The following is a 22,133-nucleotide window of genomic DNA, read 5'->3' on the forward strand; positions in this document are numbered from 1 at the left end:
TCGGCATACTAACGAGACGCCCGGGCGATTCGCCTGCGGCATCCCGAGGTACGCATATAGAAAAGGGGGCGCTATAGAATGAATCGCCATCGATTGAACCTCAAGAACATGCACGCACGCATCCGGATTCTGCTCGGCGCCTGGATCGTCCTCGCGCTGTTGTCGCCGCTGTTCTTCGCGCCTGACCAGGCTGCCGCGGCGGGCTTCAGGGCGTCTTGGCCTTACAAAGCCGTCGTGCTCGGCGCGGAGCAGGTCGTCGTCGTCGAGGCCAAGTCCCTTCGCGCGCAGACCGGCGTGCTGTCGCTGCGCGAGAAGCGGGGCGACGGCGGGTGGGCCATCGTCCTATCGGGCATTCCCGTGACGCTGGGCAAGAACGGCATCGCCAAGACCAAGGAAGGCGACGGACGCACGCCATCCGGCGTGTACCCGCTTGGCGGCGCATTCGGAACGGCGGACAAGCCGGAGGGGCTCAAGCTGGATTACCGGCGGACGACCAAGCAGGACTACTGGATCGATGACCCGGCGTCGCCGGATTACAACCGCCGGGTGACGTACGCGGGCAATCCCGATCGCAAATGGCGGTCGTACGAGCGGCTCGATCAGCCCCTTTACAAATATGCGATGGTCGTCCGCTACAATGAGGATCCGGTCATCCCGGGCCGGGGGAGCGCGATCTTCCTGCACCTGTGGCGCGCGGCCGGCAAGCCCACAGCCGGTTGCATCGCCATGTCCGAGCCCAGCCTGCTGCGGCTCATGGCCGCGCTGGATCCCGCGAAGTCCCCCGCCATCGCGATCGGGCTCGCGAGTTAACTCCCGCGGCGCTGTCCTAAGTCAAAGTGACCGTGACGATGACGATCGCGATCGGTACGAGGAGCATGCCCGCGAAAATCGCGATGCCGAGCGGATGGGCGAAGTTGATCGTCCAGCCGATGCCGTATCTCTTTTCGACCATGAGCGATGGATCCGCCTTGTTGTAGTAGAACCATCCCCCGCCGCGCCATACCTCGTCCTCCTGAATGCGCGCCCCGCTGCCCGCCGTATCGTCCAGGCCTTGGCGCGCGACGTACCAGACGAAGCCGAATACCGCCACGATCAGAAGGGCGGGCAGCCCTAGCATCGCCGGACTCAGTCGCGTCGCCGGCCAGCCGTAGAGGGTGACCGATTGGCCCAAGCCCAGCATGACGACGACGAACAGCGAGATCGCGTAGACAAAGACGGAGTTGGCCTTCCTGAAGCGAAGCTGATTCTCCCTGGACGCCTCCGGCCTCGCGGGATCGAGCTGCTGGCGAGCCTGGCGGATGCTCAAGTTCACCAGGAGGAATACGGCTACCATCGCGAGCTGCACGAAGTTAAGCGCGAACACGGAGCCGAATCCCTTGGAGGAGTAGTCGTCGGCCTCGCCGCTGATGCCGAAGTGCGTCGGCACGGGGTCCGGAATCGCGTCCCAATGCAGCACGGCCGACAGGACGCCGGCTGCGACGATGGCGAGGTGCACCAGGAACCAGCCGTTGCCGACGAGCCGCTGGCGCTGGCGGAAGAGCAGGTCGATCACGATCTTGGACGGCTTCTCCGCGTTCCAGTTCCCGGCCTGCTTCAAGCGCAGCGCCCGCACGCGGCCCGAGCGCCAGATCGGGATGAGGCCGCCGATCTGAATGACGAGCGCGATCCAGAGCGCCGTCTCCGGGCTGCCGGACTTATACCCGTCGCCGCTCCAAGCTCCGGTCAGGGCGCCGACGCCCAGGCCCAGCGTCCATACGGCGACCATCGCGCCGTTGTGCCTGGCGCGGATTCGCCTTACCTCCGGGCGATCCCGATCCGCCTCCGGCACGTATAAGCCGAACAACAGGTACCGCGGCGCGATGAAGAACGCTGCGGCCAAAGTCAGCGACATCACGACATCCACGATGCCCAGGACCAGCCATTCCGTCTGAATCGTACTCATTTCGTTTCCTCTCCCTTCGTCGTCAACTGCCGGTACACGGCAGCGCTCTGCGCGGCGAACTCCGCCTCCGACATCCCGCGTACCGCGGCCTCCGCCGCCAGCGTGCGGAGCCCCCTAGCCAGCTTCGCGCGGAAGGCGGCATCGACGCCGGGCATCCCGCCCGGCTGCACGACCACGCCTTGCTTGCGGTGAACCTGCAGGAAGCCGTCCTGCTTCAGGATCTGGTAGGCCTTGTTTACCGTATGCAGGTTAATGCCCAGATCCGCGGCGAGGCTTCGGACCGAGGGCAGCGGATCGCCCGGCTTCAGCTGCTCCGATGCGATCCCTTCGATCAATTGATCGACCAATTGGGTGTATATGGGCACTTCCGATTGAAGATCGATCTCCATCCACATGGCGCGTCACCCCTTGCACGTCTGTTATACTTATAATATAACAGATATACGAACAATAACAACCTTGCACGGTAAAATTAGGCTAAAATATCATCTTTGCTTTTGATCGGGGCTGTGATATAATTTCCCTTGCCGCTTAAATCCGGCATTTTCGAGACGTGGCTCAGCTTGGTAGAGCGCTTGCTTCGGGAGCAAGAGGTCGCAGGTTCAAATCCTGTCGTCTCGACCACTATATAATCAACGCTGCGGGGATTTTGACCGCAGCTTTTTTTGTGTTTTAAACAGGTGTCTAAAAGTTAGGACATGTATAAGGGAAGCGAGGAGTATATGTGAGAGTTTATGAATTAAGTTCTGATAAACAAGATCAATTATTTTACGATAATATGGGGCATAATTACCCCGTTTACTTTGAAAACCAGTTTAATGGGGGGCCCGTTGAACGTTGGGGAGAAATTAAGTTCCACTCTACCAAAGGTCTAGATCTAGATATGATCGCTTTATCAGCTGGAATCCCGGCGCTCAGTAAAAAAGCCATAGCTGCAACTCAGGATTTACTCGGTGATAAAGTCGAAACTCTTCCGCTTGATCATGACTACTTTGAACTATTCGCTATTAACGTTTTACATGTGATTCCGGCGCTTGACACAAGTCGGTCCGAACTAAAGTTGTGGTCTGATGGAAGGATAAGAAAGATAATCCAATACGCCTTTTCACAAGATATTATCAAAGATGTTGCTATTTTTAAGATCCCTGAATTTATATCAACATATATCTTTGTTACCGACGTTTTTCGCGATCGCGTCCTCCAGCACAACCTGACTGGTTTCCGATTCATCGAACTGTGGGACTCGGAAGCTAATCCAGCAACCAAAGAGATGCAGCGCCAGCGTTATTTGGAGCGACTCGCCGAGATCGAACGTTCCAAAGGACAGGAGTACAGCTTCGCCGAGGTCACCGAACGAATGCGCAAGGAAAACAAGGCTGCCGTCAGCGGCAAGCAGAAACTCCAGTTGGACGAGAACGACTCCTTGCTAATCGGCGACCTGTTGGAGGATACGCTGACTTATGCATGGATGGATCCCATTTATGTTCCGCCGATATTTCTGGGTATGAAGTGGCATCTCGTAGAGAAGGAACCAATATTAAAGCTCGGCAGATAAAGATCCCGACGCCGATTTGAAAACGAAGATGTTCAACGAGTCGCAGCCCTTGGGCTGCTGTTTTTTTTGTTCACTTAGGCATAAGATAGAACCGTGAAGTTATGTGATCTTCATCTCCACCTGACACAACCTCATTTTGCATCAAAACACCTGTCAGACCTTTTGGTCGACAGGTGTTTTAATGAATATCTTATTCTGCCAAGTTCGCCATTAAGCCTTGCAAATGGCGGGGCGGCATATGGATACCGGAATCGCGATCCACAGAACGATACACTTGCTTCACCCCTTGACCGCTCCGTCCGTAATCCCCTGGATGATCCAACGCTGGAAGAACGCGAAGATCACGACGATCGGCAGCGACGACAGGATGAGCGAGGCCAGAATGAGCGGCCATTCGCGGCTGTATTTGCCGAAGAACATATTGATCGTCAGCACGAGCGTATAGGCGCGGTAGTCGTTAAGCAGGAGCACGGGCAGCAGAAAGTCGTTCCACAACCAGAGAAGATTGAGCACGACAATCGTAAACGTAATGGGTCCCAGCAGCGGAAAGATAATGAGGAAAAACGCCCTCCACTCGCCGCAGCCGTCCATCATAGCGGATTCGTCGAGCTCACGCGGAACGCCTTTGACGAACCCGTGGTAGAGGAAGATCGCCATGTTGACGCCTAGCCCTGCGCACACGACGCCGAGGCCGAACGGGGAGCCCTGCAGCCCCAGATCGCGGGCCATCTTCGTTAATGTGACCATGATCGTCTGGAACGGGATGAGCATCGAGGCGACGAACAGCATGAAAAGCCCTTGGCTCAGTCGGCCCCGCGTGCGGGACAGCTTGTAGCCGGCCAGCGAGCTGAACAGCACGATGCCGACAATGCCGGTCACCGTTACGATAATCGTGTTCAGACCGCTCTTGAGCATGTTCGCCTTATGGAAGGCGTCCGAATAGTTTTCGAAGCGCACAGTCGAGGGCCAGCTCAGCACGGAGCGGTAAATCTCGCTTTGGTCTTTAAATGAATTGATGATCGCCATGTAGATCGGAAATAGGAAGTAGACGGCCAGCAGCGCGAGAAGAAGCCAGGCTGCGATTGGATAGATTCGTCTGCTCACGCTTCCACCTCGCGTTTCTTCATGACCGTCACTTGAATCATGGTGATGACAAAGATGATCAGAAACAGGATGATCGCCTTCGAGCTGGCGTAGCCATATCGGTTGTTGCCCTGGTAAGCCTCTTCCAGAATGTTCATCGTGATGACCTGCGTCCCCCGGCCGGGTCCTCCGCCCGTGAGAGCGTAGACGAGATCGTACACCTTGAACGAACTGTTCAGCGTCAGGAAAATGCAGATGGTCGACGCATGGGCGATCAGCGGCATCGTAATATAGCGGAACATGTGAAACGGTTGGGCCCCGTCGATGATTGCTGCTTCCTTCAGATGCTGGGGGATGCCCTGGATGGCCGACATGTAGATGAGCATCAGCGTCCCGACGCCGCCCCAGACGGAGACGATCAGAAGGGTCCAGAACGAGACGCTCGGATCGCCCAGCCAAGATAGCCCCAGGAACGACAGCCCCTTATGCTCGGACAGGGTGGGGACGACCTTCGAGAAGACAAATACCCACATGAACGTGCTGATAATGACGCTCAGCATATTCGGCATGAAGAAGATGGTGCGGAACAGGCCTTTCGCCTTTCGCCTGGATTCAATCAGCAGCGCCAGCAGCAGCGCCAGCACATTCTGGAAGACGACGGCGCAGACGACGTACTTGGCCGTGAACCAGATGGCGGAGCGGAAGTAATGGTCGTCCCGGATCGCTTCGACGAAATTCCGGAAGCCGATGAAATCGTAGGTCTTGTTCAGCCCGTTCCAGTCGGTGAAGCTATAATATGAACCCTGTAACATCGGGATCACCAAGAAAAGAAGGTACAGCACGAACGCGGGCATCACGAACGACAGCAGCGAGAGGGCAGAACGATAGCGGCGGCTTCTCACGCGGTTAATCACTCCTCTTTAAGAACATACCCCGCCTCCGCCAAGCGACGGCGGAGACAGGGTACGACCGGTTGTCTTAAGTTCGCCTCTACTTGTTCGCCGCGATGGCGTCCTTCCATGTCTTGTCCAGATCCTTGATGACGTCTTCTTTGGACATCTTCTTGTCATAGTAGGATTGTAGCGCCTTGCCGACTTCGTCCTTGACGGCGGTCGGAATGACGGGATCCTGATACGACAGGCCTTTGTCGATATAAACGTTGGCGTCCTCGACCCACGGGTACGGCTTGAACGTATGATTCTTGGACACCGGGTTGAACTTCAAGCTCTGGTACAGATCGTTCGACGCCTGATCGTCCAGAATGAAGTTGAGCAGGTCCGTGGCGACTTCTTTATTCTTGCTGTTCGGCGGAACGGCCAGCGCGGTCGATACCGATACGTCGATCATCGAGGCCTTGGGATCGTCGTTGATCGGCAGCGCAGCGGTGCCGAAGCTGGCATCCGGGTTCGCCTTCAGAATGGCGTCGGCGTCCCAAGTCCCCATGACCCACATCGCCGCCTTGCCGTTGGCAAAATCGGCCGCTCCGTCGTCGTTGCCGACTTCGAACGCGCGGCTCGTGCCGTTGGCGTTGACCAGATCGATGATATCGAACATCTCCTGCAGCTCCGAAAAGCTGCCCTGGCCGCTGTTCATCTTCTCGATGAAGTCCGGATGCGACGAGTTGACCAAACCGCCGACCGTCAGCGGCAGAAACAGCTGCGGAATCCAGTCTTCCTTGTAGCTAAGCAGGAACGGCGTCACTTTATTTTCCTTCAGCTTCTGAACGACGTCCTTCATCTCCGACAGCGTGGAGGGCGGCGTCAGCCCCAGATCGCTGAAAATCTTCTTGTTGTATAAAAATCCCCAAGACAGGCTCTCCATCGGCACCGCGACCACCTTGCCGTCGATCGAGACGAGCGGCTTGATGCCTTCGAGCAATTTGCCGGCGAACGGCTGATCCGTCATGTCCGTAAGATAGCCTGCTTTATAGAACGACGGTATATCGTTGACGGCATGCAGGCCGAACACATCCGGCACGTCGCCCGTCGCAAGGCGCGTCTTCAGAATTTGCGACGCGCTGTCTTCGCCGGGATATTCGGAGTTGAACGTCACCTCGATATTCTTGTCTGCCTTCTCCTTCTCCGCGAACTTCTCGAAATAACTGTCGAACTGCTCGCGGAACCGGTCGAGCCCGCCCAGAAAAATCTTGAGCTCGACTTTCTTGGGAGGCGACGAGGCGCTCTCTTGAGCGGCCCCGCTGCCGCTTGGGCTGCCGCCGGCGCTTGCCGCCGCGCCGCTCGCCTGGTTGCCGTTGTTCCCGCTGCCGCAGGCGGCCGTCAGGCTGAGCGCTGCAATCGTCGCCAGAACGGATAGGGTTTTCTTCATCTTTCGGACCTCCCTTTAATTATGATACCGCTTACTTCCGAGTATAACGGGAGGTCGCGCGCCGTACATTGGACTGCATTTGCATGTTATTATGGACAATATTGATATAGGCGCGCTTCCGTTCACGCCTCGCTCGCTCCGCTCTCTCTCGCTTGCGCGGGCGTCATGCCCGTCACTTTTTTGAAGATGCGGTGAAAATAGGTGAGGTCCGTATAGCCCACCGCCTCCGCCGCCACCTTGATCGACGCCCCGGGCTGGCGAAGAAGCCGCAGCGCTTCCTCGATCCGCCTGGCGATGATGTAATCCATGACCGTCGTCCCCGTCTCCTGCTTGAACGTCCGCGCCAGATGCTCCCTGCTGACGAAATGGCGGCTCGCGAGCGACTCGAGCGTAATCGGCTGTGCATACGCACGGTCGATATACAAGCGGATCTGCTCGATGTCGATGCGGTTCTTGCTTCTACGCCACTGCGTTGCCCGCTCCAGAGCGGTTGCGTACGAGACGGACAGCATGCCGACCCATTCGTCCGTCGGCGTGGCATCGGTTACGAAGAAGGTCGCCGCGACCTCCGGCAGCGCAGGCTCAATATCCGCCTTGGCGGAGAGCTCGCCCAGCAGCAGCATGAAGTGGCGGTAGAGCGAATGGGAGAAGCCCGGGCCCCAGGAGTCCTGCGCGCGCAGCGCCGCCGCCAGCGCCTCGAACCGCTCACGCACGACCTCGATCCGCAGCTCCTGGAAGGCTCGCGCGATCTGCTCCTTCAAGCCGGTCACGACACTCATCACGTCCCGAGCCAGCGGCAGCGCGGCGTGCAGTCCTCTGGCGGCCCTAAGCTCCGCTACCGCCTTCTGCAATGCCCGGTTCAGCTCGTCCTTCTGCACCGGCTTCATGATGTACTCATCCACCTTAGACAGAATCGCCTGCTTCGTGTAGGCAAAGTCGTCGAACCCGCTGATGACGATCTTACGGATGAACGGATGATCTTCGGACAGTCTCCGCAGCAATTCGGCCCCGTCCATGCCGCGCATCTTCATATCCGTAATCACGATATCCGGCCGAAGCTCGCCGATCAGCCGCAGACCGCTTAGTCCCTCCTCCGCTTCCTCGATGCGCTCGATTCCGAATCGCTCCCAATCTGCGAGCCGCTTGATGCTGTCGCGCGTCCAATACTCGTCGTCTATAATGACCGCCTTCATGCCGTGACCGTCCCCTCCTCCCGCTGTGCCGGCAGCAGCAGCCGAACCTTCGTCCCCTCATGCTCCGCGCTGGTGACGAATAAACCATACTCCTCGCCGAGCAGCATCTTGATTCTGGCATTGACGTTGCTCATTCCGATGCCCTCCCCTTCGTTCTCTTCGTCCGCTTCCCGTCCGAGCTGCCTGCGAATCTCGCTAAGCCGCGCTTCCCCGATGCCGAACCCGTTGTCCTCGATATCGATCTGCACTTCGTCCATGACCATCTCCGCCCGGATGACGAGCGACCACGCGTCCATCTTCCCCTCCAATCCGTGAATGAAGCAATTCTCCACCAGCGGCTGCAGGGAGAACTTTGGAATTCGGCAAGGAAGACACGCTTCGTCGGCCTCGATGCGCACTGAAATCATATGCCGAAATCTCATCTTCTGGATTTGCAGGTAGCTACGAACATGCTCAAGCTCGTCCTCCACGGTGACAAGGTCGGATTTCATGCGGATGGCGTAGCGGAACATATCGCTGATCGCCCGGACGTGATCGTTGATCTCCGGCACGTCTCGAGACAGGGCGATGCCTCCGATCGCCTGCAGGGCGTTATGGAGGAAGTGAGGATTGATCTGCGCTTGCATCGCCTTGACCTGCGCCGTCCGCTTCTCGATCTTGGCCCGGTATTCCGTCTGAATGAGACCCTTGATCCGCCCGATCATCGAGTTGAATCGGCGCTCCAGCGTGCCGATCTCGTCGCTGCGCGGCTCCCACAGGCCGACTTCGAAGTTCTGGATCTCGACCGCCTTCATCGACCGAGCCAAGCGGATGATCGGCTTCGTCAGGAAGTACGCCGTCAGGATGGAGACGGCGATCGCCACAATCGTAAACGCGGCCGCGGTCAACAGGCTGAAGTTCAGCGTCGAGGAAGCGCCCTGCGTCACATACCGGATCGGAATGAACTTCACGATCCAGACCCGATCCGCCTCCGTCGGCTGGAAGAACAGGAATCCCTTCTTCGAGGCCGCGTAGCCGGAGCCGGCCCTATCGCCGAACGCGGTCTTGAGCGCTTCGGCCTCAATGGTCATGCTGGCGTCATAAGGACTGTACAGAATGTTCCCGTCCCCGTCCGCCAGAAACACCTCGCTGTTCGATTCCGAATGAATCATTTCGAGCACGCTGTCCATCATCTTCCACCGCACCGTCAGCATGACGCCGCCGAGTACTTCCTGATCCGAGAACCGGTTCATGCTCCGCACGATCGTGAACGTGTTCTGCTCGTCGTTAACCAACCGGTTAATGGTCTGATGTCCGGCCCCGAGCGCTCCCCAGTCAGCGTAAGGCGTCGAGAGCTGCTCCGTCGCGGCGCTCGCATCCTTGTCCACGTAGTACAGACGGTCTTGAGACTTGAGATACAACATCACTCGCGAGATGTTCTTGTTGTTGGCGCTGTATAGCGACTTCAGCTTGTCGATCGTGTACTGACTCACGAATTCGGGCGACTTCGGGGACTGGAGGACGCCTCCATTCGCGTTGGGGAACAGATTGCTGTCCAGGAGAAGCGAATACGCGAACGCCTGCAGTTGATCGATCTTCTCGTCGAAGTATTCGGCCGCCCAATCCATTCGGGATTCGTTCGAACGGACGACCTCGGAGGTCAGAGAACGCTTCGTCGTGTGGGTCGCGAATAGCGTGACAAGCGACAGCGGCAGCACCGCGATCAGCACCATGAGCAGCATTAGCTTGTACCTCAAGCTCTTCTGGAATGGGCGCAATAGACCCCGCAACGCTCTCTTTGCTAGCTGCAATGCCATCGCCTTCCCCGCTTCCCGCGTAGAATATCTCTCTGCCGACAGTTTGACGTGTCACCCTGCCGATGTCAACGCTTTCACAAATATGGAACCGTGTCATACCCCGTAATCGGCCATGAAATGCGCGCCAAAAAGCCCGCGGATCGCCGCGGGCTTAAGCATAACTCAGCTCTTACTTAGAGATTTGCGACACAAACTCTGTCACTGCCGCCGCAAACGCCTCGGGCGTCTCCACATGGTTCATATGCCCGCCCTGTTCGAACGACACGAGACGCGAAGCCGGTATTTTCTCATTCATCTCCAGGGCCCAGCGCATGCCGCAGTTAAAGTCGTATTCGCCGGCGAGGATCAGCGTCGGGACATGTATGGCGCCTAAGACATCGCGGACATCCCACGCATAGGGCCTCCGATTCGGATCGACGGAGAAGTCCAGCCCGGCCTGCCACGCGTCGAATCCTGCCGGAAGGTTCCAATAGTTGCCGAAGAACGCAGGCATCAAGCGCTCCAAAACTTGAAGGACCGCATCTCTGTCCCGTGCTTTGCCCATATTGAGATCCATCCATGCCTGCTTCGCATCCTCCGCTTCTGGACGGTCCGGCCACCGCTGCGTGAAGATCTCGAGCTGCCGAACCTGCTCCATGCCCAGATCCTGATTCATGCACGGCGCCGAGCTGTAGAGGACCAGACCTCCGAGTTCGCCCGGATAATCGAGCGCATATTGAAGGCCTACGAAGCCGCCGTGCGAGTGCCCCAGGAAAAACGGCTGCCGCGCGCCGATGTGCTCGGCCACTTCATGCGCGAAGTAGGCGTACTTCGACATATTATATTCTCCGTCCGGCAAGGGATCGGAGTTCCCTGTGCCTACCGGCTCCAGGTAGACAACGGTCATAGATTGCTCTAGTAAAGGCATCCGCATATAACCCCAGTGGAAGCCGGGCCCTCCCGCATGCACCAGACAGACCGGGCCTTCTCCCGCAACATGATACACTTGCCGGACGCCGTCTATTAAGACCTCGTGCATAACCGGCGAAGCGGCTGCAACCGAAGGTTGAACATGAGCTTCAGTCAAGCGAATCCCTCTTTTCGTTCGTCGATTAGATTTGTTAAATCCATGTTAAGAGAGTCCTTGACTCTTGTTTGCCTATGCGTAATAATTACTGCATGGAAAACAGGAGAACGCAAATTATCAACTTGGCGGCCGCGCTTATTCGCAAAAAAGGGTATTCGAGCTTCACTTATGACGAGATCTCCAAGCATTTTGGCGTCACCAAAGCGAGCATTCACTACCATTTCGAGAAAAAGGAAGATCTCGGTCTTGCCGTATTGAATCAGCTATACCATGAGCTGCTCAGCCTCAAGTCCGAGCTGCGGCAGTCGTCGAAGTCGGTCGAGGAAAAACTGCATCAATACCGCGTCGACCGATCCAGCCATTTTGCGGAATATGATCTTTGTCCGATCTCTTCCCTGCAATCCGACTATGAAGTGCTGCCGGAGTCGATGAGACAGAAGCTGAAGGAGATCAACGAGCTCGAGCTGTCGATCGTCGCCGACATCGTATCCGAGGGAATAACCGATCCTTCCGTTAACGTGCGCGCATTGGCGATCACGATCTTGGCCGCCATGAAGGGCACCCGCCTTTACAATCGCGGCATGCAAGCGGACTTTTTTCCCGATATTTTGTATGGACTGACTCGTCTCTTAAAGAATTAGCAGGGGTGTAAGCATCGTGTTTGCGATATGCTCTCGCGAACTTACTAATCAGATGGTAAAATTACAACCCGGGAAACGAAATATGATATTTTTGGGCAACCTCCAGCAGTCTCTGCAAGCCCTCGGGAGTGGGCGGCCCTACACGATCCTCCATGCCTTCCTCGTAGGGAACCCCCAGTTCCTTCACAAATGAATCGAATCCGGCAGGGTAGGCCGTCACCAGAAACTTGGCTTTGTCCGATTTGACCTTGAAGGTATGCGGAATACCGCGTGGCGCGAATACGTATTCGGCGGCCTTCGCCACGATGACCTTCTCGCCGATCGTCATCTCGACTTCCCCCTCCAGAATATAGAAGGATTCGTCTTCTTGCTCGTGCAAATGAAGCGGAGGTCCATCGTCTTTCTTGACGGCGCAATGCACGACGCAAAATTCTCCGTTCGTATCTTCCCCGCTCACCAATATGGAGTTGACGTCGGTAAGAAATTGGTACGTATTTTCTTTGTTGATAGACCGATGCATCATGCCTGCTTTGCTTTGAATACTCATCTTCTGTAGGCTCCTTCTTGGTGTGAAAGTGGGACGTACGTTACGCACGCGAGAAAACTTACTTACCAGATAGTAAGTTATTCAGCAACGCCTCTGATTATAGCTACATCCCCCTAACGTGTCAACTCTCCTAACACAGGAAAAACAGTAACTGCATGGGCTTGATTTCTCATGCTTCGTAATTCACCACATAATGCTGCAGCGCCGTATTGTAATAGCCTTCGCTGTACTCGACAACGGCCCCCGCCTCGTCATAGGCGTAACGCAGCCGCTTGAGCACCGGCGCGCCGGGCGTCAGGCGCAGATGCGAGGCGACGTCCGAAGGCGCGGCCGACACCGCGAACGCATCGCGGAAGCTGGCCAGCACGATGCCGCTCTCCTCCAGGAAGCCATAGAGCGACTGCTCGGCGAGCGCGGACAGGTCTGCCTTCTCCAGCCTCGCCGGCAGGTAATGCGCGTAGTGAATATAGGGCGCCTCGTCCAGCAGATAGAGCCGCTCGACCTTGATGCCCGCTTCTCCGTGCAGCCGGCGCTGCTCAGTCTCCGGCTCGTGCCGTGCGATCGCGGCGCTAAGCAGCTTTTTTCGCATCGCATGGCCTTCCTCCACGAGCAGCTCCGTGAAGCTCTTGCGCGTAGAACGCTTGACCGCCTTGGTGTTGCGGACGACCCGCGTTCCCCTGCCGCTGCTCGGCTCCAGGTAGCCCTCCTGGACCAGCTCCTTGATGGCGCCTCGGATCGTGATCTTGCTGACGCCGAACTCCTCCTCGAGCCGCGGCTCGGGAGGAATGTTCGTGTCGAGGGGATACTGCCCGTGCAGAATCCGATCCTTCAGTATGTTCTTGATCTGCATATATAACGGCCGCTTGTTGCGGGATAGATTCACGGGTCGATCTCTACCTTTCTATGTCGCCTGCCGCCTCCGTCAGGGCACGGACGATGTCCGCCTCCGACGACATCGGCGTGTCGCCCTGCACCGTATGCGCCAGCATCGCCGCGGCTGCCGCGAATTCGACGGTTCGCCCGGGCTGCATGCCCGTGAGCTCCCCGTGCACGATGCCGCTCGCATACGCGTCGCCTGCTCCAATTCTATCATAGACGGGGAACGTCAGGGTTTGGGAAAAAGAAAATTGCCGGTCTTTGTATAGAAAGCCTTGCAGCGCGTGGGTCCCGTCTCCGAGGATCGCGCGGTGGGTGCCGGCGATCGCGGCCAGCTCGTAGCTGTCGGCGACGGCCGGGATCAGCTCGACCAGCTGCTCGCGGCGGATGGACCTGTCCGTCATCATCCCGAGGATGTGCATGGCGTCCTTCTCGTTCATCAGCGCCACGTCCGCGAGATTCAGCATCGCGATATAGTGCGGCTTCGCCTTCGCGTACCCATCTTCTCCCCAGAGCGACGGACGGTAATTGCAGTCGAAGACGACGAGACCGCCCTTGCGCTTGACCGCGCGCGCGAGCTCGGCCATATGGCCGCGTACCGCGTCGTTCATGGCGAGCGTAATGCCGCAGAAGTGAACCGCGTCCAGCCCTTCCGCGACCGCCTCCCAGTCGTAAGCGCCGGCCGGCGCGGTGTTGAAGCTGCTCTCCAGCCGGTTCGCATAGGTGACGCGGCTTGCCCTGGGGCCGAAGCCGTTCTCGAGGAAGTAGAGGCCGACGTACTTCCCGTCCCGCCGGATGAAGTCCGTAGATACGCCAAGCCTCCGCAGGTGGGCGACCGCGGCGTCGCCGAGCGGGTTGGCGGGCAGCGTGGTGACGAGGTACCCGGCGTGCCCGAACCGCGCCAGCGCGGAGACCACGTTGACCCCGGTGCCGGAAAAGGAATACTTCAACGTGTCCGCCTGCGTCAGCAGCTCGTGGCCCGGCACCTGAAGGCGCATCATCACTTCGCCAAAGGCGGCGATTTTCTTAGGCATCATACCGATCGACCAGCTCCTTCATCGTCGCCAGCAGACGGCGCACGTCGTCGGTCTTCGTCTTGCCCGTCGCCTTGTCAACGATCGACGAGTAGACGTGCGGGATGACCTGCGGCACGCCGGCTTCGAGCGCCATGCGCAGGATCGGCTCGAAGTTGTCCAGATCGATGCCGCCCGTCGGTTCGAGCGCGAAGCCCTCCGCGGCGCAAGCCTCCACGACGGCCATGTACTCGTCCTGGCGGCTCAGCCCGTTCATCGGAAAATACTTCAGCGCGTTGCCTCCCATATCCCGCACGAGCGAGATCGCCGCGCGGACCGGCACGATCGCGTGCTCGGAGGAGGCGGCGCTGACCGGCCCCGTCGACACGTCGACATAGCCGGGACGGCCCGTCGGGGAGACGAGGCTGTTGATCCAGCTGTCCTGTCCGTCCAGGTTCGCGCGCGTCGCGCCGACGGCCGGAAATACCTGATTGATATGGTTGCCTGGATAATGCCTGGCGATCCGCGCGACGATCGCGGCCTGCCGATTGTCGCCGGCGCCCAGGCCGATCGATACCGCGTCGTCGATCGCGCGGCCATATTCCTTCATGGCCTCGACCGCGGCCGGGACGGTGGGATAATCCTTCGACAGCACGCCTACCAGCACATGTCCCTCCGCCGCCTCGAAGACTTCCCTCGCGTTTTCTACGCTATTTGCCAGTACGTTCAGCGCCGCCCTGCCTTTGTACAGTCTCTTCGTCACGCCGTTCGTCATCTCATTGTCCTCCTGCCAGCTCGCGTATACGGGACGCGATGATCTGAATGTCGTCGCCCTGAAGCGGGCGCGGATCGATATCGAAGTAACCTTGTCTGACGCCGTAATCTCGGGTGTAGATCGCGATGTCGCCTTCCTGCAGCGCCTTCGCGAGACCCGCGGCCGTCGTGCCGGCCGCCGCAGGGTCGATCCGGACGCGCGCCCGATAGATCTCGCGGCCCGCTTCGTCCTGGACGACCGACACCTGCACGCCCGCCAGATCGTTCAGCGGCGCGAGCGCCTGCAGCGTTTCTTTTTCCCGCCCGCTCGTATCTTCCTTCACCATATATTCGTCCAGCGCCTGGAGCAAGCCGAACGTCGTCTCCTTACCGACCTTCATGCTCCGTCCGATGCCGTGCAGCTGGACCTTCAGCCATTCGATATAGATCCGCTTGCCGCCGACGATGCCGGAGGTCGGGCCTTCGATCGCCTTGGAGCCGCTGTAGATCGCCAGGTCCGAGCACTTCACGTACTTGCGGATGTCCTCTTCGGCGGCGGCGTCTACGATAAGCGGCACCCCGCGACGCTGCGCGACCTCCCAGGCTTCATGAACGGAGATCATGTTTTTCTGGACGGCATGGTGGGACTTCACGTATAGAATGGCCGCCGTCCGCTCGCCGATCGCGTCCTCGATATGCTCGGCCTTGCCTTCGTTGGCGTAGCCCGCTTCGACGACCTTACCGCCGCCTAGGTACACCATCGTCTCTACGGGCGCGCCGTATTGGACGTTGTGTCCCTTCAGCATGACGATCTCGTTCCTCGCGATCGGCTCCTGGTGCAGCCGCTCGCTCAGGCGCCGGTTGCCCTGCGTGACGATCGCCGCCACGGACAGCGCGATGCCGCTCGACGCGGAGTTGACCACGACGGCCGCCTCCGAGCCGAGAATGCCGGCGATACGGTCTCCCGCCTTGTCGACGAGGTCCGCGATCTCCACGTACCGCTGCCCGCCTTGCTTCATCGCTTCCATGACGGTGTCCGTCGGGGCGGATACGCCGAGGATGCTCATCCTCCCGCTCGCGTTGATGACGCGTTTAAGCCCGTACTTCGCATTCCATGAATTGGCCATTCGCCACGACTCCTCTCGGTACGATTCGTTGGTGTGCCTCCCGTACGACCCCTTCGGAATCGACGAGGGGCGCCGGTTCTTCGCGAACTTCGAACAGCGTCAGATGCGCCAGGTCTCCCGCCTGGATCCGTCCCAGCTCGGGCCGCTTCAGCCACTGCGCCGCGCCGGTCGTGACGGCTCCGACGACTTCGTGGAGGGGATAGCCCAGATGCAGGAACTTGCTCATGACGTTCGCCAGGCTAAATACCGGTCCCTGCAGCCGGTTGCCGCGGTAAATGTCCGAGCTGATCGTATGCAGCCCGATGCCGTGCCGCTTCGCCGCCTCGGCCACGCGGAACGAGAAGCTCGCGCTGCCGTGACCGACGTCCAGCCGCACGCCGCGCGCCAGCGCATCCAGCAGAGCGGAGATCGGCCGGCCCTCGGCGTCGAACAGGTTGTTGGGCTTGCCGTTCAGGTAGTGCGTGACGATATCCCCTTCGCGCAGGAGCGCCAGGACCTCCTCGATGGCCGGCGGCGCGGAGCCGATATGGACCATCAGGGGCCTGCCGGTCTCGCCGGACAGCCCGCGGGCGATGCGCAGCGGCTCGATGCCGCTGTCGCCCACGACGCTGCGGCTGATGCGCGCCTTCAGCCCGACGATCAGGTCGGGGTATTCGGCCACGGCCCGGACCGCCCGTTCGCGGTCGATCCAAGCGAGCTCCGACAGCTCGTCGATCCGGCTCAGCCCGATCCGGGAGATATTCAGAAAGGCCAGCAGGTTCGTCCGCGCGCGCGCGCCGTTCTCCGCCAATTCCCCGATCCGGTCCGCTCCGCAGCTCCCCGCGTCTACGATCGTCGCGACGCCTTGTTTGACGCCAATCTCGTCGATCTCGTCCCCGTACGGGTCGAACGCGGGAAATGCGTGAACGTGCAGATCGATCCAGCCGCTAGAGACATAGGCGCCGCCGCAATCGTACGTGACGATGTCTGCGTCGGCTGCCGTCTTGCCTGGCCCCGCCGCGTGCACGGGCTCTCCGTCCGCCTCGCCGTCCACGGCAATCCGGACGATCCGCCCCTCCGCGACCTCGATGTCCGCCGGGCGCCCGTCCAGCAGCTTCAAGCTGCGGAGCAAGTAGCGATTGCTCAATTTCCCATCACCTGCTTATTGTAGAATCACGATGATTGCCTTAACCTATAACATTAAGATAGCATATAATAGCGGAAAAACAATATATCGTTATAATGTTTGTTGTCATCGAGAGGGGACCCGCGCATGACCCTATGGTTCAAGCAATCGCTCAAGAGCAAGCTGTCCCTGCTGATTCTCGTAGCCGTGATCGCCCCGCTCCTCGCTACCGGCGTCGTATCCTACCGGATCGCCTCCAACCTGACGGAAAAGATCGAGAAAGAGTCCGGTATGAACACGCTCCGCCAAGTGTCGGACAAGCTGGACTTTCTGATCCGGGACGCCGAGACGATGTCCGTGTTCATCATCGGCCAGAAGGACATCCAGACGTACCTCGATCGCGGAGACGCCGATTACGCGCTCTATTCGCAGAACGTCGCGTTTCTCATGAACCTGGCCTCCTCCAAGACGTACATTTCCAATATTACGATCACTTCGACGCGCGGGCATCCCGCCTTGTCCAATACGACGGTGGTGCATTCCGGACTGCCCGAACTGCAGACCGCCGCCCCCCGGTCCCATGACCCCGACGTGAAATGGTGGACGCCGCCCTACGAGAACCGGACGACGGACGACGGCGTCGCCGAGGTGTTCTCCCTCGTGCGTCCGATCCGCGACATGAGCAAGTTCAAGCGCATCGGCGAGCTCGCGATCAGCATCGACATCTCCGAGGTGCGACGCATGCTGCAGGATGCCGGCTGGAATGCCGGCGGACAGATCTGGCTGATCAACCGGGACAATCGGATCGTCGCGTCGCCGGCCGCGGATGACGAGGCAACCGAGAGCCGCCCGCCTCTGCCCGACGTCGCCCGGCTTACCGGCCCCGAAGGCGTCATGAACGTCTCCGATGGACGCGAGAGCAATACGCTGCTGTACTATACGCTGCCCGGTCTCGAATGGAAGCTGGTCGGCGTCATCCCGACGAAGATCTACACCGCCCAGAACAAATACGTGCTCACGCTGACCGCCTACGCCATCGGTCTGGCCGCGCTGCTCGCGGTCGTGCTCGTGCTTTACTTCATCACGTGGGTGACGCGCCCGCTGGCCAAGATCTCCAAGAAGCTCAAGGACATCAATCCCGACGAGCCGGTCACGCGCATCGAGGTCAAGAGCTCGGACGAGATCGGCATGCTGCTGCACAGCTACAACAAGCTGGGCGACCGCATCCAGCGGCTCAAGAGCCAGCTTCAGGAGCATGAGGCCAAAAAGAAAGAAGTCGATATCCAGGCGCTTCAGGCGCAGATTCACCCGCACTTTTTGTACAATACGCTGTCCTCCATCCAGTGGAACGCGCTCATGAACAAGGATCGTCAGACGGCCGAGATGGTCGGGGCGCTCAGCGACTTCCTTCGGTTCAGCCTGAACGACGGCAAGGAGTTCTGCACCGTGCAGCAGGAAGTCTCTCATGCCCAGAACTACATTCGCATCATGTCGAGGCGGTTCCAGGACAAGTTCGATTCGGCGTTCTTCATCGATCCCGCGCTTCACAGCCGTCCGATGCTCAAGCTGCTCCTGCAGCCGCTCATCGAGAACAGCATCATGCACGGCCTCCAGAAGCAGAAGAAAAAGGGGAGCCTGTTCGTCTTCGGCGAATGCCGGGACGGCGCGATGACGTTCGTCGTGGAGGATACGGGTCTCGGCATGGACGCGGACAAGCTGCTGAAGCTGCGGCGCGATCTCGCCGCTCCGGACGATCCCGAGGAGGACCGCGCCGCGGCCGGCAAGTCCGGCTACGGCCTGCGCAGCGTGCATCGCCGGCTCCAACTGCACTACGGCGGCGTGGCGGGACTGCGCATTGACAGCGATCCCGGCATCCGTACGCGTATTTCCTTTCAGATTCCGATTCCGATCGAGGAGGTTGGCTCATGAAAATTCTGATCGTAGACGACGAAGTGATCATCCGGAACGGACTGTGCACGGTCATCGACTGGGAGGCGCTCGGCATGACGCTCCTGCCCCCGGCGGAATCCGCGGAGGAGGCGCTGGAGCGACTCGCGGACGAGCAGCCCGACATCGTGCTGACCGACATCCGCATGCCCGGCATGGACGGCATCGAGCTGGCCAAGGAGATCAAGTCCCTGCGGCCCGACACGGAGATCGTGATCCTGACCGGCTACGACGACTTCGGCTACGCCCGTCAGGCGCTCCGCGAGGGCGTCACCGATTATCTGCTCAAGACGAGCGGGCCGGAGGAGATCATGATGGCTGCCATGAAGGCGAAGCAGAACCTGCTCGCCAAGTGGGAGACGATGAAGCAGGAGGCGGTCCAGGGCGCCGCGCTGCGCAATCAGGGGCTCGAGGAGCTGCTGGCGGCGGGGGGCAAAAAGCACCCGGCGGGCGGCGGGGCCGATGCCGCGCGCAAATGGCTGGAGGAAGCCGGCGTAGCCAAGGCCGGGCCGGACGGCGGTCTGCTGCCGATGCGCGTCCTGCTCGTCGGCGCCTCGGGCTGGGACGACGACCGCTTCGCGGGTCTTATGCTGGGCGCGGCCGAGAGCCGGCTGCTCGAGCTGCTGCCCTGCGTCACGCTGCGCAAGCACGACCGGATCGTCGCGGTCCTGCGGGCCGGCGAAGGCTGGTCCGATACGAGCCGGCTGGCGACCGCCGTCTCCCGCGTCCGCGAAGCGCTCAAGTGCGATATCTTCGCCGCGGCCGGGGAGCCGGCCCCGTCCTTCACGGCGCTCGGCCGTTCGTACGAGGAAGCGGAGCAAGCCTTCGCCTACCGTCCGATGCTCGGGGACCGGGGGCTGATCGAAGCGAAGGAAGTCCTCTCGCGCAAGGGGGGACGCACGGTCTGCTCCGCCAAGGAGGAGAACGAGCTCTCCTCGCTGCTCATGAACAGCGACGCTACGCAGCTGCGGAACTGGACGAGCGGCATCGTGGGAGAGCAGCTGGCCGATCCGCAGGCGACGCCGGCGACGCTCCAGGCGTACCTGCAGTCGATCGTCATCGCCGCCCACCGTTGGCTGGACCGGGCGCGCGACAAAGGCGCGGAGGCTTCCGCCTCGGCGCCGGTCATCGCGCTACAGCCCGGCGTCCGGCTCGAGGACGAGCTGTTCAAGCTGCTCCTGTCCGTCCTGAACGCCTTCCACGACCGGGTCAGCGCAGGACGCTATGCCTACATTCATCGGGCGATCGCCTACATCCGGCTTCATCTGGACCGGCATCTAACCTTGCAGCAGGTCGCTGGATTCGTCCACGTCAATCCGAACCACTTCAGCGAGATGTTCAAGAAGGAGACGGGACAGAGCTACACGGAGTTCGTCACGCGGGAGCGCATGCAGCGGGCCGCCAACATCCTGCTGACGACGCGCATGAAGATCAGCGAGGTGGCCGGCGAGGCCGGATACGAGGACATCAAGTATTTCAGCCAGCAGTTTAAAAAGGTGATGGGCTGCACACCGTCCGAATATCGTCAAATGTCAGTTTAGCTAACACAAACATCCCTTAAAACCGAACAATAAAATGAAAACGGATTTATCGCCTGAATATCGTCTACCCTAACCCCGGAAGTTCTCCCCTACGGCCGGTCGTTCCTGGCACCTATACTAAATTTACATTCACATAGGAGGGGTTCATTTGAAAAAGAAGCCTGTAGCCTTGACCGCCCTGACGCTCGCCGCAGCCACGATGCTCGCGGCATGCGGAGACAACGCATCCAACAACAATGGCGGTGCGTCTTCCGGCGCCGCGAGCGCGCCGGCAGCATCCGGTTCGGCCAGCGCCCCCGCATCCGGCGAGAAGATCAAGCTGTCCATCTGGCATAACTTCTCGGGCGACGACCTGAGAGCCCAAGCCGTACGCGCTCAGATCGACAAGTTCAAGGCGGCGCATCCGGAGATCGAGCTGGACGCGCAGGCGATCCCCCCGGACGGCTACCGCCAGCGCCTCAAGACGGTGGCGGCCGCAGGCGAGATGCCTGACGTGTTTTTCACCCAATCCGGCACGTCGATCCAGGAGTTCTACGACGGCGGGCTGATCCAGCCGATCACGCCGCTGCTCGACAAGTACCCCGAGTGGAAAAACAACTTCATGGAGGGCGCGCTCGACCGCCTCTCGTTCGACGGCCAAGTATACGCGACGCCGCTCAGCGGATCCGCGACCTCCCTGTTCTTCTACAACAAGTCGCTGTTCGACAAGTACCAGGTGAAGGTGCCGACGACTTGGGACGAGCTGATGACGGCGGTCAAGATGTTTAACGACAACAAGATCACGCCGATCTCGCTCGGCAACAAGGCGGCCTGGCTGGCGCAGTCCAGCATCCTCTCGTCCCTGGCGGACCGCGTGACGGGCACCGACTGGTTCCTGAAGGCCGCGAGTCAGGACGGCGCCTCGTTCACCGATCCCGAGTTCGTACAGGCGCTGCAGCTGTTCAAGGACCTGTCCGAAGCAAAGGCGTTCCAGACGGGCGCGAACAGCCTGGACAACACGCAGATGGAGCAGTACTTCGTCGAAGGCAAGGCGGCGATGATGATCGACGGCTCCTGGGCGCTGACGAACATGGCCGCCACGGGCACGCCGGAGCAGCTCGATCAGGTGGAAGTCACCGTCCTCCCGTCCGTCCCGGGCGGCAAGGGCGATCCGAACTCCATCTCCGGCGGCTCGGGCGGCGGCATGGCGCTGAGCAAGACCGTCACGGGCGCCAAGCTGGACGCCGCGCTGGAGCTGATCTACACGGTCGGCGGACCCGAAGGCATGCAGGCGATCGTCAACAGCAACTCCGTCGTCAACTACAAGGTCGAGCCGGATCAGGCCGTCGTGACGCCGCTGTTCTACAAGGCGTTCACCCTGTTCAAGTCGGTTAAGTTGACGCCGGTATACGACGCCTACCTGACGTCGGCTGCAGCCGACGCGATCAACAACGGCCTCCAGGACCTGCTGCTGAGCGGCAAGCCGGAGACCGTCGCCAAGAAGCTGCAGGATACGCAAGCCCAAGCCCTGGGCAAATAATCGGCATCGCTTTATACTCGCGCGGACTGCGGACGCGTCTCCCGGCATTCACGCCGTGGCGGCGCGTCCGCCTAACCCGGGTATCGGGCATCCCTCTGCCCAAC

Annotated in this window: 20 protein-coding genes and 1 tRNA gene; 7 read left to right on the top strand and 14 right to left on the bottom strand. The window is 59.9% G+C overall.

The window, feature by feature from the left end:
- Nucleotides 1-78 precede the first annotated feature (78 nt).
- Nucleotides 79-810 (top strand): L,D-transpeptidase family protein, encoded by a 732-nt coding sequence (locus PQG80_RS19175; protein WP_271753064.1) that lies wholly within the window; start codon nucleotides 79-81, stop codon nucleotides 808-810.
- Between the two features lie 16 nt (nucleotides 811-826).
- On the opposite strand, the gene PQG80_RS19180 is transcribed toward PQG80_RS19175, so the two are convergent.
- Together PQG80_RS19180 and PQG80_RS19185 are read right to left on the bottom strand one after the other, a co-directional pair.
- A complete protein-coding gene (locus PQG80_RS19180) occupies nucleotides 827-1,942 on the bottom strand; it encodes a DUF1648 domain-containing protein (RefSeq protein WP_271753066.1) in 1,116 nt (371 codons plus the stop codon).
- A complete protein-coding gene (locus tag PQG80_RS19185; protein WP_271753067.1) occupies nucleotides 1,939-2,337 on the bottom strand; it encodes a GntR family transcriptional regulator in 399 nt (132 codons plus the stop codon). The genes PQG80_RS19180 and PQG80_RS19185 overlap by 4 nt, the downstream gene beginning before the upstream one ends.
- Nucleotides 2,338-2,489: 152 nt before the next feature.
- On the opposite strand from PQG80_RS19185, the gene PQG80_RS19190 reads away from it, so the two are divergent.
- Both PQG80_RS19190 and PQG80_RS19195 read left to right on the top strand, forming a co-directional pair.
- Nucleotides 2,490-2,566 (top strand) — tRNA-Pro (locus tag PQG80_RS19190).
- A 100-nt stretch (nucleotides 2,567-2,666) separates the two neighbouring features.
- Nucleotides 2,667-3,497 carry an imm11 family protein gene (locus PQG80_RS19195; protein WP_271753068.1) on the top strand — a complete coding sequence of 277 codons (831 nt, stop codon included), beginning with the start codon at nucleotides 2,667-2,669 and terminating at the stop codon, nucleotides 3,495-3,497.
- Nucleotides 3,498-3,776: 279 nt separating this feature from the next.
- Here PQG80_RS19195 and PQG80_RS19200 read toward each other — a convergent pair whose 3' ends face one another.
- The 6 genes from PQG80_RS19200 to PQG80_RS19225 form a co-directional block, all read right to left on the bottom strand.
- The gene (locus PQG80_RS19200; protein ID WP_432432771.1) at nucleotides 3,777-4,601 is read right to left on the bottom strand and encodes a carbohydrate ABC transporter permease; all 825 of its coding nucleotides are present in this window, start codon (nucleotides 4,599-4,601) and stop codon (nucleotides 3,777-3,779) included.
- Nucleotides 4,598-5,434, bottom strand: coding sequence for a carbohydrate ABC transporter permease (locus tag PQG80_RS19205; protein ID WP_432432776.1), 837 nt, complete (start codon nucleotides 5,432-5,434; stop codon nucleotides 4,598-4,600). The genes PQG80_RS19200 and PQG80_RS19205 overlap by 4 nt, the downstream gene beginning before the upstream one ends.
- Before the next feature lie 136 nt (nucleotides 5,435-5,570).
- Nucleotides 5,571-6,905 (bottom strand): ABC transporter substrate-binding protein, encoded by a 1,335-nt coding sequence (locus PQG80_RS19210; protein WP_271753071.1) that lies wholly within the window; start codon nucleotides 6,903-6,905, stop codon nucleotides 5,571-5,573.
- A 122-nt stretch (nucleotides 6,906-7,027) separates the two neighbouring features.
- Entirely contained in the window at nucleotides 7,028-8,098 is a 1,071-nt protein-coding gene (locus PQG80_RS19215) for a response regulator transcription factor (RefSeq protein ID WP_271753073.1), read from the bottom strand.
- The gene (locus PQG80_RS19220; RefSeq protein WP_271753074.1) at nucleotides 8,095-9,834 is read right to left on the bottom strand and encodes a cache domain-containing sensor histidine kinase; all 1,740 of its coding nucleotides are present in this window, start codon (nucleotides 9,832-9,834) and stop codon (nucleotides 8,095-8,097) included. The genes PQG80_RS19215 and PQG80_RS19220 overlap by 4 nt, the downstream gene beginning before the upstream one ends.
- A gap of 229 nt (nucleotides 9,835-10,063) precedes the next feature.
- Nucleotides 10,064-10,912: an alpha/beta fold hydrolase gene (locus PQG80_RS19225; protein WP_271753126.1), complete on the bottom strand. Its 849-nt coding sequence runs from the start codon at nucleotides 10,910-10,912 to the stop codon at nucleotides 10,064-10,066.
- 140 nt (nucleotides 10,913-11,052) lie between these two features.
- Here PQG80_RS19225 and PQG80_RS19230 point away from each other — a divergent pair, with 140 nt between their 5' ends.
- Nucleotides 11,053-11,601 (top strand): TetR/AcrR family transcriptional regulator, encoded by a 549-nt coding sequence (locus PQG80_RS19230; protein WP_271753076.1) that lies wholly within the window; start codon nucleotides 11,053-11,055, stop codon nucleotides 11,599-11,601.
- 61 nt (nucleotides 11,602-11,662) lie between these two features.
- On the opposite strand, the gene PQG80_RS19235 is transcribed toward PQG80_RS19230, so the two are convergent.
- The 6 genes from PQG80_RS19235 to PQG80_RS19260 all read right to left on the bottom strand — a co-directional run bounded on the left by PQG80_RS19235 (nucleotide 11,663) and on the right by PQG80_RS19260 (nucleotide 17,043).
- Entirely contained in the window at nucleotides 11,663-12,148 is a 486-nt protein-coding gene (locus tag PQG80_RS19235; RefSeq protein WP_271753078.1) for a quercetin 2,3-dioxygenase, read from the bottom strand.
- A gap of 169 nt (nucleotides 12,149-12,317) precedes the next feature.
- Complete coding sequence (locus tag PQG80_RS19240; RefSeq protein ID WP_271753080.1) at nucleotides 12,318-12,998, bottom strand: GntR family transcriptional regulator; 681 nt, start codon at nucleotides 12,996-12,998, stop codon at nucleotides 12,318-12,320.
- A 43-nt stretch (nucleotides 12,999-13,041) separates the two neighbouring features.
- Nucleotides 13,042-14,058 carry a sugar kinase gene (locus PQG80_RS19245; protein WP_271753128.1) on the bottom strand — a complete coding sequence of 339 codons (1,017 nt, stop codon included), beginning with the start codon at nucleotides 14,056-14,058 and terminating at the stop codon, nucleotides 13,042-13,044.
- The gene (dagF, locus tag PQG80_RS19250) at nucleotides 14,051-14,812 is read right to left on the bottom strand and encodes a 2-dehydro-3-deoxy-phosphogluconate aldolase (RefSeq protein ID WP_271753081.1); all 762 of its coding nucleotides are present in this window, start codon (nucleotides 14,810-14,812) and stop codon (nucleotides 14,051-14,053) included. Before dagF ends, PQG80_RS19245 begins: the two co-directional genes overlap by 8 nt.
- A gap of 1 nt (nucleotide 14,813) precedes the next feature.
- Nucleotides 14,814-15,917 (bottom strand): DgaE family pyridoxal phosphate-dependent ammonia lyase, encoded by a 1,104-nt coding sequence (locus PQG80_RS19255; RefSeq protein ID WP_271753082.1) that lies wholly within the window; start codon nucleotides 15,915-15,917, stop codon nucleotides 14,814-14,816.
- Entirely contained in the window at nucleotides 15,883-17,043 is a 1,161-nt protein-coding gene (locus PQG80_RS19260) for an amidohydrolase/deacetylase family metallohydrolase (protein WP_271753083.1), read from the bottom strand. The genes PQG80_RS19255 and PQG80_RS19260 overlap by 35 nt, the downstream gene beginning before the upstream one ends.
- Nucleotides 17,044-17,169: 126 nt before the next feature.
- Between PQG80_RS19260 and PQG80_RS19265 the strand changes: the two genes are divergently transcribed.
- The 3 genes from PQG80_RS19265 to PQG80_RS19275 all read left to right on the top strand — a co-directional run bounded on the left by PQG80_RS19265 (nucleotide 17,170) and on the right by PQG80_RS19275 (nucleotide 22,029).
- Complete coding sequence (locus tag PQG80_RS19265; RefSeq protein ID WP_271753085.1) at nucleotides 17,170-18,951, top strand: cache domain-containing sensor histidine kinase; 1,782 nt, start codon at nucleotides 17,170-17,172, stop codon at nucleotides 18,949-18,951.
- A complete protein-coding gene (locus tag PQG80_RS19270) occupies nucleotides 18,948-20,510 on the top strand; it encodes a response regulator (protein WP_271753087.1) in 1,563 nt (520 codons plus the stop codon). The genes PQG80_RS19265 and PQG80_RS19270 overlap by 4 nt, the downstream gene beginning before the upstream one ends.
- Before the next feature lie 199 nt (nucleotides 20,511-20,709).
- The gene (locus PQG80_RS19275; RefSeq protein WP_432432777.1) at nucleotides 20,710-22,029 is read left to right on the top strand and encodes an extracellular solute-binding protein; all 1,320 of its coding nucleotides are present in this window, start codon (nucleotides 20,710-20,712) and stop codon (nucleotides 22,027-22,029) included.
- The last annotated feature ends 104 nt before the right edge of the window (nucleotides 22,030-22,133 follow it).

Origin of the sequence: Cohnella rhizoplanae (assembly GCF_948329515.1) — a bacterium.
GTDB classification, from domain to species: domain Bacteria; phylum Bacillota; class Bacilli; order Paenibacillales; family Paenibacillaceae; genus Cohnella; species Cohnella rhizoplanae.

Coding starts and splice junctions, on each gene's coding strand:
- PQG80_RS19175 (WP_271753064.1), top strand. CDS start 79: ATGAATCGCCATCGATTGAACCTCAAGAACATGCACGCACGCATCCGG.
- PQG80_RS19180 (WP_271753066.1), bottom strand. CDS start 1,942: ATGAGTACGATTCAGACGGAATGGCTGGTCCTGGGCATCGTGGATGTC.
- PQG80_RS19185 (WP_271753067.1), bottom strand. CDS start 2,337: ATGTGGATGGAGATCGATCTTCAATCGGAAGTGCCCATATACACCCAA.
- PQG80_RS19205 (WP_432432776.1), bottom strand. CDS start 5,434: ATGCCCGCGTTCGTGCTGTACCTTCTTTTCTTGGTGATCCCGATGTTA.
- PQG80_RS19210 (WP_271753071.1), bottom strand. CDS start 6,905: ATGAAGAAAACCCTATCCGTTCTGGCGACGATTGCAGCGCTCAGCCTG.
- PQG80_RS19215 (WP_271753073.1), bottom strand. CDS start 8,098: ATGAAGGCGGTCATTATAGACGACGAGTATTGGACGCGCGACAGCATC.
- PQG80_RS19225 (WP_271753126.1), bottom strand. CDS start 10,912: ATGCACGAGGTCTTAATAGACGGCGTCCGGCAAGTGTATCATGTTGCG.
- PQG80_RS19230 (WP_271753076.1), top strand. CDS start 11,053: ATGGAAAACAGGAGAACGCAAATTATCAACTTGGCGGCCGCGCTTATT.
- PQG80_RS19235 (WP_271753078.1), bottom strand. CDS start 12,148: ATGAGTATTCAAAGCAAAGCAGGCATGATGCATCGGTCTATCAACAAA.
- PQG80_RS19240 (WP_271753080.1), bottom strand. CDS start 12,998: ATGCAGATCAAGAACATACTGAAGGATCGGATTCTGCACGGGCAGTAT.
- PQG80_RS19245 (WP_271753128.1), bottom strand. CDS start 14,058: ATGCCTAAGAAAATCGCCGCCTTTGGCGAAGTGATGATGCGCCTTCAG.
- dagF (WP_271753081.1), bottom strand. CDS start 14,812: ATGACGAACGGCGTGACGAAGAGACTGTACAAAGGCAGGGCGGCGCTG.
- PQG80_RS19255 (WP_271753082.1), bottom strand. CDS start 15,917: ATGGCCAATTCATGGAATGCGAAGTACGGGCTTAAACGCGTCATCAAC.
- PQG80_RS19265 (WP_271753085.1), top strand. CDS start 17,170: ATGACCCTATGGTTCAAGCAATCGCTCAAGAGCAAGCTGTCCCTGCTG.
- PQG80_RS19270 (WP_271753087.1), top strand. CDS start 18,948: ATGAAAATTCTGATCGTAGACGACGAAGTGATCATCCGGAACGGACTG.
- PQG80_RS19275 (WP_432432777.1), top strand. CDS start 20,710: ATGCTCGCGGCATGCGGAGACAACGCATCCAACAACAATGGCGGTGCG.